This is a genomic window from Streptomyces sp. NPDC007945, from assembly GCF_042958885.1.
Classification (GTDB): Bacteria; Actinomycetota; Actinomycetes; order Streptomycetales; family Streptomycetaceae; genus Streptomyces.
In genome coordinates this window covers 1-10,759 of the sequence record NZ_JBIBJV010000021.1, presented here as the reverse complement: position 1 = coordinate 10,759, position 10,759 = coordinate 1, and the positions used below count along the sequence as shown (strand labels likewise).

General features: G+C 73.9%; 9 protein-coding genes. 3 read left to right on the top strand and 6 right to left on the bottom strand.

What is annotated here, in order from left to right; genetic code table 11:
- Positions 1–157: 157 nt before the first annotated feature.
- Positions 158–1,159, bottom strand: a complete 1,002-nt coding sequence (locus ACFZCF_RS31895; protein ID WP_391290615.1) for a sigma-70 family RNA polymerase sigma factor — start codon at positions 1,157–1,159, stop codon at positions 158–160.
- Positions 1,160–1,533: 374 nt separating this feature from the next.
- Between ACFZCF_RS31895 and ACFZCF_RS31890 the strand changes: the two genes are divergently transcribed.
- Entirely contained in the window at positions 1,534–2,580 is a 1,047-nt protein-coding gene (locus tag ACFZCF_RS31890) for a questin oxidase family protein (RefSeq protein ID WP_391290613.1), read from the top strand.
- Between the two features lie 17 nt (positions 2,581–2,597).
- On the opposite strand, the gene ACFZCF_RS31885 is transcribed toward ACFZCF_RS31890, so the two are convergent.
- Positions 2,598–3,386, bottom strand: a complete 789-nt coding sequence (locus ACFZCF_RS31885) for a dioxygenase (RefSeq protein ID WP_391290611.1) — start codon at positions 3,384–3,386, stop codon at positions 2,598–2,600.
- A 152-nt stretch (positions 3,387–3,538) separates the two neighbouring features.
- Here ACFZCF_RS31885 and ACFZCF_RS31880 point away from each other — a divergent pair, with 152 nt between their 5' ends.
- Entirely contained in the window at positions 3,539–4,051 is a 513-nt protein-coding gene (locus tag ACFZCF_RS31880) for a MarR family transcriptional regulator (RefSeq protein WP_391290609.1), read from the top strand.
- Positions 4,052–4,094: 43 nt separating this feature from the next.
- Here the strand turns inward: ACFZCF_RS31880 and ACFZCF_RS31875 are convergent, their stop codons facing one another.
- Positions 4,095–5,636 (bottom strand): DHA2 family efflux MFS transporter permease subunit, encoded by a 1,542-nt coding sequence (locus ACFZCF_RS31875; protein WP_391290608.1) that lies wholly within the window; start codon positions 5,634–5,636, stop codon positions 4,095–4,097.
- A gap of 134 nt (positions 5,637–5,770) precedes the next feature.
- Complete coding sequence (locus tag ACFZCF_RS31870; RefSeq protein ID WP_388449288.1) at positions 5,771–6,451, bottom strand: TetR/AcrR family transcriptional regulator; 681 nt, start codon at positions 6,449–6,451, stop codon at positions 5,771–5,773.
- Positions 6,452–6,698: 247 nt separating this feature from the next.
- Between ACFZCF_RS31870 and ACFZCF_RS31865 the strand changes: the two genes are divergently transcribed.
- A complete protein-coding gene (locus ACFZCF_RS31865; protein WP_388449274.1) occupies positions 6,699–7,970 on the top strand; it encodes a M6 family metalloprotease domain-containing protein in 1,272 nt (423 codons plus the stop codon).
- Here the strand turns inward: ACFZCF_RS31865 and ACFZCF_RS31860 are convergent.
- Together ACFZCF_RS31860 and ACFZCF_RS31855 are read right to left on the bottom strand one after the other, a co-directional pair.
- Complete coding sequence (locus tag ACFZCF_RS31860) at positions 7,957–9,612, bottom strand: AMP-binding protein (protein WP_391290605.1); 1,656 nt, start codon at positions 9,610–9,612, stop codon at positions 7,957–7,959. The genes ACFZCF_RS31865 and ACFZCF_RS31860 overlap by 14 nt on opposite strands.
- Positions 9,613–9,619: 7 nt before the next feature.
- Complete coding sequence (locus ACFZCF_RS31855; protein ID WP_388449276.1) at positions 9,620–10,489, bottom strand: helix-turn-helix domain-containing protein; 870 nt, start codon at positions 10,487–10,489, stop codon at positions 9,620–9,622.
- Positions 10,490–10,759: the final 270 nt, after the last annotated feature.

Genomic DNA, 10,759 nt, shown 5'->3' with positions numbered 1-10,759 from the left:
CCGGGGGCGGGCGGGGCCCCCGCCCCCCCCCCCCGCCGGGCCCCCCCCCCCCCCCCCCCCCCCCGGGGGCGGGGGGGGGCGCCCCCCCCCGCGCGGGGGGGGGGGGGGGGGCCCGGGCCCCCGGGGCCGGCGCCCCCACCACGAAGGGTGCCGCGGGTCACGCCACCGCGTCGAAGCCGGTGTCGCGGGCCATCTTCTTCAATTCGAGGAGGGCGTGCTTCTCGATCTGGCGGATGCGCTCGCGGGTGAGGCCGTGTTCCTTGCCGACCTCCGTGAGGGTCCGCTCGCGCCCGTCCTCGATGCCGTACCGCATCCGGATGATCGACGCGGTGCGGTGGTCGAGCTTGTCGATGAGGTCGTCGAGCTCCTCGCTGCGCAGGAGGGTGAGGACCGACTGCTCGGGCGAGACGGCGGAGGTGTCCTCCAGCAGGTCGCCGAACTGGGTCTCGCCCTGGTCGTCCACCGACATGTTCAGGGAGACCGGGTCGCGCGCCCAGTCCAGGACGTCCGTGACCCGCTCGGCGGTCGAGCCCAGCTCCTCCGCGACCTCCGCGGGCTCGGGCTCGCGGCCGTGTTCGCGGTTGAACTCGCGCTGGACGCGGCGGATCCGGCCCAGCTCCTCCACGAGGTGGACGGGGAGCCGGATGGTGCGGGACTGGTCGGCGATGGACCGGGTGATGGCCTGGCGGATCCACCACGTGGCGTAGGTGGAGAACTTGAAGCCCTTCGCGTAGTCGAACTTCTCGACGGCGCGGACCAGGCCGGCGTTCCCCTCCTGGATCAGGTCGAGCAGGGGCAGCCCGCTGCGCGGGTAGCGCCGGGCCACGGCCACGACGAGCCGCAGGTTGGACTTGATGAAAAGGTCCTTGGCGCGCTCGCCCTCCGCGACCAGCGCTTCGAGCTCCTCGCGGGTCGCCCCGCCGGCCTCGCTCTCGGCCTCGCCGTCGAGGATCTGCCGGGCGTAGACGCCCGCCTCGATGGTCTGGGAGAGCTCGACCTCCTTGGCGGCGTCGAGCAGGGGCGTGCGCGCGATCTCGTCGAGGTACATGCCGACCAGGTCGCGGTCGGCGATCTCCCCGCCCACGGCGCGAACGCTGCTTGCCCGGCCGTCCCCGCTCTTGGCGGCGGACTGACGACGGGCGACGGCACGGGTTGCCATGCGTGCTCCCTTGCTGAGTAGGTCGCGACACCCTTGCGGGTGCCCTGCATCCGACGGAAACAACGACCGGAATCGGGACAGAATTCCCAGGAGGCTCAGGATTTTCGCGATCATGCAGTATCCTGCGCGACCCCGCCACCGTCCGGCGGACCGCCGTGCGCATGGATCCGCAGGTCAGAGGCACGCCCCGGGGGCTTCCGGCCGTTCCGACCTCGCTGTCGGTGAGAGGGGCGTCACACTGTCGGGCTTGCTCTCCCCCGTTTGCCCCGTTCTTCTCCTACGACGCCATCCTCCGGTCCCGGGTTGCCTCGGTCGCGGGGTGTAGGTCGCCCGACCGTTACCCGCCGCGGTCTCCCCGGCCTACCGTCCCGCCCATGGACAGCGACACGCACAGGGAAACGGACTCGGCGCCGGACACCACCGGCATCCTCGACGAGGCTCTCGAACGGCTCCACTCCACCGGTCCCGAGCGGCGGGGGTGGCTCACCAATCACGCGCCGATGGCGGTGGAGGCGCTGGCCCGGCACGGGCACGCGGCGGCCGTGCACCGCTGGCTGGACGGGTACGCGCCGAAGCTGGAGGAGGTGCCGGCGCCGTACGCCCCGGTGACCGCAGGGAACTGGCGGGAGGCGCTCGGCGACCCGGCCCGGATCACGGACTGGACCCGCTTCTTCGCCCGCGAGCTGGCGGACCGGCCGTGGCGGGAGGTCCTCGCGGAGTGGTGGCCCCGGCTGCTGCCGGGCATCGCGGGCGGCGCGACGCATCCGGTGATCCGCACCGGGCACGCGGTGCGCACGCTGCTCGCGCCCGGCGGGGAGACGGCGCCCCGGCGGGCGGAGCTGGCGCACGCGCTCGGCTACTGGGCCGCCCGCCACCAGCCGCTGCCGCGGCTCGCGCCGCTGGCGGCCGCCCCGGACGCGGCCTCGGCGCTCGCCGCCGTACCGCCGGTCCCGGTGCAGGAGGGCGGGATCCGGGAGCGGCTCGCGCAGCTGACGGCCTTCCCCGTCTGGGGCGGGGCCGCCGGTCCCGAGGCGGCGCGGGCACGGCTGGGCGAGCTGGTGGCCGCGGCCGTGCACCGGTACGCGACGCACGGGCACGGGGAGCCGGTGATGCTGGTGCACGCGGCGACGGCGCCGAACGCGGTGCTGCGGACGCTGCCCGCGCTGCCCCGGGACCTGTGGGTGCCGAGTCTGGCGGCGGCGTGGGCGGCCTCGGCCGCGGTGACCGCCGCGTACACGCCGCGGGAGGCGGCCGCGTACACCGGGACGGGGCTCGCGCCGGAGGAGGTGTTCGCGCGGGCGGCGGCGCACGGCGACGACCACACGATCAAGTTCACGGACACCGCCCTCGACGTCGGCGGGCCGGTGGCGCTGGCCGCCGCCGTCCGCTCGGTGGAGCTGAATCCGCCCGCCTTCGGGTAGGGCCCGTCCGGGCGGACTCAGCCGAACTGGACGGAGCGCTTCGCGAGGCCCATCCAGAAGCCGTCGATCACCGAACGTTCGGCGTCGAGGTCGCCGACCGCGTCCGCCGCGCCCATGGCGACGAAGAGCGGGGCGAAGTGCTCGGTGCGGGGGTGGGCGAGGCGGCCGGCCGGGGACTTGTGCGTGAAGTCGAGGAGGGCGTCCACGTCGCGGGCGGCGAGGGCCTCGTGGCCCCAGGCGTCGAACTCGGCGGACCAGCCGGGCACGCCGCCGCCGGTGTGGCGGAGGGCGGCGAGGTTGTGGGTGAAGAAGCCACTGCCGACGATCAGGACGCCCTCGTCGCGCAGCGGGGCCAGCTTGCGGCCGATGTCCATGAGCCGGCGCGGGTCGAGGGTGGGCATGGAGATCTGCAGGACCGGGATGTCGGCGTCGGGGTACATCTCGACGAGGGGGACGTACGCGCCGTGGTCGAGGCCCCGGTCGGGGATGTCCTGCACGGGTGTGCCGGGCGCGCGGAGCAGCGCGCGGACCGACGCGGCGAGCCCGGGCGCGCCGGGGGCGTCGTACCGGACCCGGTAGTAGTGCTCGGGGAAGCCCCAGAAGTCGTAGACGAGGGGGACCGGCTCGGTGGCGCCGAGGGCGAGCGGTGCCTCCTCCCAGTGGGCGGAGACCATGAGGATCGCCCGGGGCCGGGGCAGGTCGGTGGACCAGGCGGCGAGTTCGCCGGGCCAGACGGGGTCGTCGGCGAGCGGCGGGGCGCCGTGGGACAGGTAGAGCGCGGGCATCCGGTCCTGCGTGGCGGTCATGGAGACGCCTCCTCACTCCGGCGGAAGGGTTCGGCTGTCGAGCCCGGAGGAGGGCTCGTGGGAAGAGTGCGACAGCGCGAGGTTCTTGAAACTTCAAGCTGTCGTACGCAGCGTAAACGTACATAGTTCAACTTTCAAGGACGGGTCGTACGATGGGTGACATGGGAGACAGGACCGGAAGCGGACCCCGCTGGCTCAGCGACGGCGAACAGCGCGTCTGGCGCTCGTACCTCCACGCCACCACGCTCCTGGAGGATCACCTCGACCGCCAGCTGCAGCGCGACGCCGGGATGCCGCACGTCTACTACGGCCTGCTCGTCCAGCTCGCCCAGGCCCCCCGCCGCCGGCTCCGGATGACCGAGCTCGCCAGGAGCGCCAAGATCACCCGCTCCCGGCTCTCCCACGCCATCGCCCGCCTGGAGAAGAGCGGCTGGGTCCGCCGCGAGAACTGCCCCTCCGACAAGCGCGGCCAGTTCGCCCTCCTCACCGACGAGGGCGTCGACGTGCTGCGGCGCACCGCTCCCGGGCACGTGGAGGCGGTGCGGCAGGCGATGTTCGACCGGCTCAGCCCCGAGCAGGTGGAGCAGCTCGGGACGATCATGCGGGTGATGGCCGAGGGCCTGGAACCGGCGGGCCCGGACGCGGACCTGCCCTGGCTCCGCTGAGCGGAACCAGGGCAGGTGGTGACCGAGGGGGGACCGGTGGGGGTCAGTGGGCGATGACGGGGACCTTCACCTCGTCGTCCGCCCCCGCGCCGGAGCCGGCGACCACGCCCGTGTCCGGCTTCCCGGTGGTGATCAGCGCGGCCGCGATGGCCGCCGAGACGGCCAGGATGCCGACCGCCCACCAGATCGCGGCCGTGTAGCCCTCGACCATGCCCTGGAGCTGGAGCAGCCTCTGGGCGGCCGGGGTGGTGGCGCCGGCCGCGTGGTCGGTGAGGTACGCGGTCGTCGCCGAGGCGGCGATCGTGTTCAGCAGGGCCGTACCGATGGCGCCGCCGACCTGCTGCGAGGTGTTGACCATCGCGGAGGCCACACCGGCGTCCTTCGGGTCCACGCCGTGCGTGGCGAGCGACATGGCCGGCATGAAGGCGGTGCCCATGCCGAGGCCGAGCAGCAGCTGCGCGGGCAGGATCAGACCGGCGTACGAGGTGCCGACCTCCAGCTGCGTCAGGAGCAGCATGCCGACGGCGGCGGTCAGGAAGCCGGGGGCCATGAGCAGCCGCGGCGGGACCCGGGTCATCAGCCGGGTGCCGATCTGGGTCGAGCCGATGATCATGCCCGCGATCATGGGCAGGAACGCGAAGCCCGTCATCACCGGCGAGTAGCCCTTCACGACCTGGAGGTAGTAGGTCAGGAAGAGGAACAGGCCGAACATCGCGATGACGGCGAGGCCGAGGGAGAGGTAGACGCCGCCGCGGTTGCGGTCGGTGAGGACGCGCAGCGGCAGCAGCGGGTTCCTGACCTTCGCCTCGACGAGCACGAAGGCGCCGAGCAGGACGACCGAGCCGACGAACATGCCGATCGTGCCGGCGTCGCTCCAGCCCTCGGACTCGGCGCGGGTGAAGCCGTAGACGAGCGCGACCAGACCCAGGGTGGAGAGGATCACGCCGGGGACGTCGAGCGCGGAGCGGTTGCGGCCACCGGCCGGCTCGCGGATCACCAGGTACGCGCCGACGGCGGCGACGATCGCGAACGGGATGTTGACGAAGAAGGTCCAGCGCCAGTTCAGGTACTCGGTGAGGAAGCCGCCGAGGATCAGGCCGACGGCGCCGCCGCCACCGGCGATCGCGCCGTAGATGCCGAAGGCCTTGGCGCGCTCCTTGGCGTCGGTGAAGGTCACCGCGAGCAGCGAGAGCGCGGCGGGCGCGAGCAGCGCGCCGAAGGCGCCCTGGAGCGCGCGGGCGCCGAGCATCATGGCCTCGCCGGTCGCGGCGCCGCCGAGGGCGGACGCGGCGGCGAAGCCGATCAGACCGACGACGAAGGCGCGCTTGCGGCCCCAGAGGTCGGCGATGCGGCCGCCGAAGAGCAGCAGTCCGCCGAAGGCGAGGGCGTAGGCCGTGATGACCCACTGGCGGTTGCCGTCCGATATGCCGAGGTCCTGCTGGGCGGAGGGCAGGGCGATGTTCACGATGGTCGCATCGAGCACGACCATCAGCTGGGCGAGGGCGATGAAGACGAGTGCCTTCCAGCGACCGGGGTCGGGCTGGGAAGCGGCCGTCGACCGGGGAATGCCGGCGGTTTCGGGCATGGGGGTAGCCACCTCTTGGTGCGTAAGTGAAGAAAAAGGACGTTCTGGAAAGGTCCGGGTGAGCCGCCAGGGCTCGGCGGAAGGTTTCGGAGCTCTCGGGAGGGGAGTCCCGAGGGCTCAGCTGGGGCCTGCCGTCACGCGTCTCGTCGCAGGTCCCCCAAGGTGGCCGGGGCGCCCTCCAGGGTGGAGCGGGCGGGTCCCTCCAGGCCGTCGAGGAAGATCTGGAGGTGGCGGTGGACGAAGGGGGCGAAGTCCTCGCAGCCGCTGCCCGGCAGGGGGCGGGTCAGCTGGGAGACGCCGATCATCAGGTCGCCGACGGCGATGTCGGCGCGGAGCCGGCCGGCCTCCTGGGCCCTCAGGACGAGTCCCTCGACGGCCTCCTCCAGCCGTTGGCGCTCGACGACCAGGTCGGGATGGTCCTTGTCGAAGGTGCCGTCGAGCATCGGACAGAGCGCGCCGACCCGCTCGTCGGCCGCCTCGTGCGCGAAGCGGCTGACGGCGGCGAAGGTGTCGCCCTCCTCGGCCGCCGCCCGCTCGGCCCGCTCGGTGAGCCGGCCGAGGATGGAGAGGACGACCTCGTGGACGAGCTCGGGGCGCTCGGGAAAGTTGCGGTACAGCGTGGCGTTGCCGACGCCGGCCCGGCGCGCGATCTCGTCGTAGGGCACGGCGGAGCCGAACTCCACGAACATCTCACGGGCCGCCGCGACCAGCCGCTCGCGGTTGCGCAGCGCGTCGGCGCGGGGCCGGGGCACACGGCGCGCGGGGGTCTCCCCCGCCGCGCCCCCGTCCACGGGGGCCTGTCCGTCGGTGCGGATCACGCCACGACCTCCTCAGCCTTTCGGAGCCATCCGGGGAAAGAATCCCCACTTCGTCGAACTCTCTCCTGAACGGGGAAGGAATCCCCGGTTATTTCCCGCCCCGATGTGACCTGGGTCACGACGACGGAGCGTGGGCGGATACCCACGATCGGTCCACCCCGGCGCGCGCCCCCGCCCCGCTCCGCCGAGGCTGATCGCACGGCGCCCCACGCCGCTGACCAGGCCCCGACCGGAAGGCGACCGCATGCAGCACCCCCGCCGGCGGATACGCGGACCGGTCGCCCTCGCGGCGACCTCGGCCCTGATGCTCACCGTGCTCGTCTCGGCGAGCACCACGCTCCCCGGGCCCGCCCCGGCCTCGGCCGGCCCGGTGGCCGCCCAGCCGGACACCACCCGGCTCGGACCGTGCCGCATCGCCACCACCCTGGGCGTGCAGATGTCGGAAGGGCTGCCGACCGCCCCCGGGTACGCCCGCTCCACCGGCCGGATCCGCGCGCTGACGCTCATGGTCGACTTCCCCGACGCCCGGGGCGAGGGCACGGCGATGGCCCGCTTCCGGGAGTTCTTCCCGCAGACCTCCGACTGGTTCCGGGTCAGCTCCTACGGCCGGCTCCAGTACCGGCCCGAGACCCCGATACCCGACTGGCTGCGGATGCCGCGGCCCTTCTCCTCGTACGGGATCGAGCGCGGCGCCCCCTACGAGCCGGGCTACCGCTCCTTCGTCGAGGACATCGTGAAGGCGGCCGACCCGAAGGTCGACTTCAGCGCCTACGACCTGGTGAACGTCCTGGTCACCCCGAACGCCGGCCCCTCCGCCCTCGACACGGTCCTCTCCGTGACCTTCTCCGGGAACGACGACGCCCCCTACGCCGACGGCGTCCCCCTCGCCAACACGTCCTTCGTGTACAGCCGCCAGGACGACGGCTCCGGCAGCTACCCCGAGACCGGCTACCGCGTCCTGCCCCACGAGAACGGCCACGTCTTCGGCCTGCCCGACCTCTACACCGCCGACGGCGGCGGCACCGTCGGCCACTGGGACATCATGTCCGAGGACTGGGGGGCCAACAACGACCTCCTCGGCTGGCACAAGTGGAAGCTCGGCTGGCTCGACAACGACCAGATCCGGTGCGCCTCCGCCACCGGCACCAGCGAGCACCTGCTGACCCCGCTGGCCCTCGCCGGCGGCCCCAAGCTGGTCTTCGTCCCGCTCTCCGACACCACCGGCTACGCCGTCGAGGTCCGCACCCGCGAGGGCAACGACGAGGCCGTCTGCGAACCGGGCGTCCTCGTCTACCGCGTCGAGGCCGACGTCGACACCGGCCACGGCCCCGTCACCGTGGCCGACAGCGACCGCGCCAGCGGCGGCTGCACCCGCCGCCCCAACGTCCACGCGGAGCTCTCCGACGCCCCCTTCCGCCCCGGCGAGACCTTCACCGACCGCACCAACGGCATACGGATAGGCGTCCTCGACGAGGACGCCGCGGGCAACTTCCGCGTCCGGGTCAGCCGGAGCTGACCCCGGGGCGCGCGAGCAGTCCCCGCAGCTCGCCCTTGAGGACCTTCCCGCCGCCGTTCCGCGGCAGCGGCTCCTCCCGTACGACGACGTGCGCGGGCACCTTGAAGGCGGCGAGCCGCTCCCCCACGTGCGCCCGCAGCTCCCCGGCTCCGGCCGCCGCCCCCGGCCGGAGCCGCACGACCGCCCCGACCTCCTCCCCGAGCAGCGGGTGCGGCACCCCGACCACGGCCGCGTCGACGACGTCCGGATGGTCCTGGAGCACCCCCTCGACCTCCACGCAGTACACGTTCTCGCCGCCCCGCACCACCATGTCGGTGAGCCGGTCGACGATCGACACGCGCCCGTCCGCGTCCATCCGGGCCAGGTCGCCGGTGCGGAACCAGCCGCCGGGCGCGAACGCCGCCCGGGTCGCCTCCTCGTTCCGCCAGTACCCCCGGAACAACGACTGCCCGCGCACCCACAGCTCGCCCACGCCGTCGGCGCCCGGCGACTCGATCCGCGCCTCGGTCGTCGGCGACGGCCACCCCACGCTCCCCGGGAGCTCCCGGTAGGCGGCGCCCGTGTGGGCGAAGATCCCGCCGCAGGTCTCGGTGAGCCCGTACCCGTTCCGCGGCTGGATCCGCTCCCCGTACGCCTCCGCGAGGCCGGCCACGATCACCGGCGGCGCGGCCGCCCCGCCGGTGCTCAGCTGCACCAGGGTCTCCAGCGGGTCGCCGGTCTCCCGGGCGAGCGCCAGCAGCTGGAGCGCGGTCGTCGGCACGCCCGCGTAGTGGGTGACCCGGTGCTCCCGGATCAGCTCCAGGGCCCGCCGGGCGTCCCACTTCCGCATCGTCACCAGCGTCCCGCCGCCCGCCATCACGCCGTACAGCGCGGTGAACGCGGCCACGTGGAAGAACGGGTACGTCATCAGCGACACGACCGGCGGCCCGCCGCCCGGCCGCTCCCCCCGCGCCGCGGCGGCGGCCGCCGCGAAGTAGCGCGGATGGACGGCGGCCCCGGCCTGGGCGAGGTGCGTGGCGACGGCCCCCTTCGGCCGTCCCGTCGTCCCCGAGGTGTAGAAGATCGTCGCGTCGTCCTCGCCGGTCACCTCGACGTCGGGCGGTCCGGCCAGCGGATCGTCGTCGGCCTCGTAGGCGACGAAATCAACATGGGGGACGGCCCCGGCACCGGGCCGCGCCGCGCCGCCGAAGACGATCCCCGGCACCCCGGCCGCCGCCGCCCACGCCCGTACGCGCTCCGCCCGCTCGCCGTCGACGAGCAACAGCCGGGGTCCGCAGTCGTCCAGCGCGTGCGCGAACTCCGCCTCCCGCCACCACGAGTTCAACGGCACGGCGACGAGCCCCGCCAACTGCGCGGCCCAGAACGCCACCTGCCACTCCGGCGTGTTCCGCATCGCGACGACCACCCGGTCCCCGCGCCGCAGCCCGTACTCCCCCACGAGCCGCCGCGCCAGGCCGCACGCCTCGTCGAAGAACCGCCGGTAGGTGACGGAGCCGTCCTCGGAGACCAGGAAGTCCCGGTCCCCGAACGCCCAGACCGCCTCCACGAACTCCCGCAGCGTCCTCGGCCCCCGCGCGTACACCCCGTCCCGCGCCTCGAACGGCCCCCCGGCCGCGCTCAGCCGCTCGATCTCCTCCGTCACTCCTGCCTCACCGGCCCTCACGGGACATCGCGGGGTGGAGCGTGGTGGACAGCAGCCGGAGCGCCGCCTCCGCCGGCGAGTCCTCCGGGGCGGTGTACACGAGCATGCGGTGGCCCGTGCCGTCGCTGAGCCGCAGGTTCTCGAAGTCCAGGGTGAGCGCCCCCACCACCGGGTGCCGCAGGGCCCGCGAACCCGTCGTGCAGTCCCGCACCGGGTGCTCGGCCCACAGGTCCGCGAAGTCCTCGCTCTGGATCATCAGCGAACCGATCAGCTCCGCGAGCGCCCGGTCCTCCGGGCACCGCCCGGCCACGAGCCGGAGCGCGGCCAGCGCGATCCGGGCCTCGTCCCGCCAGTTCACGTACAGGTCGCGGGTGTGCGGGTCGAGGAACAGCATGCGGGTGAGGTTCGGCCGGTTCTCCGGGTCCTCGGGGCTCGCCGGGTCGAGATGGCCGGCGAGCAGCGCGTGCCCGAGCGGGTTCCACGCGAGGACGTCGTTGCGCCGGTCCAGGACGACCGCCGGCACGTCCGGCATCGCCCGCAGCAGCCTGCCGGTCGTCTCCCGCACCCGCTCCGGCCGCGACGACGCCACCCGGTGCGTCCGCGGCGGACGGGCCAGGTTCCGCAGGTGCGTGTGCTCGTCCGGGGTCAGCCGCAGGGCACGCCCGAGCGCGTCGAGGACGCTGTCCGAGGCGTTGGTGCTCTGCCCCTGCTCCAGGTGCGTGTAGTACGTGATGCTGACCCCCGCGATCAGCGCCAGCTCCTCGCGGCGCAGACCCGGGACCCGGCGGCGGCCGTGCGCCGGCAGCCCGACGTCCTCGGGCCTCAGCTGCGCGCGGCGGTTGCGGAGGAATTCGCCCAGGGCGGTGGGGGTGTCCATGGCCCCAGTGTGCCGGGAGGCCGGCCGGTACGGGGAGCGGAAGGTGGCCTTGTGAGTGCTAGCTTCCGCGGCGCTGGCGAAACCACAGGGCTGGGTAAGCCGCCCCGACCGCAGCAGAGTCGTTTCCGGAAGGCCCGTCGGGGCCGCTTTCCCGCTCACCGGAAAGGCTGGTTTTGTCATGTCGGTTGTCGAGAGTGCGCGTCCGGGTCCGGACGCGAGCGTGTCGGCGAGTGGTGGTGAGCCGGCGCCCGAGAGGCTGGACGGCCGGCT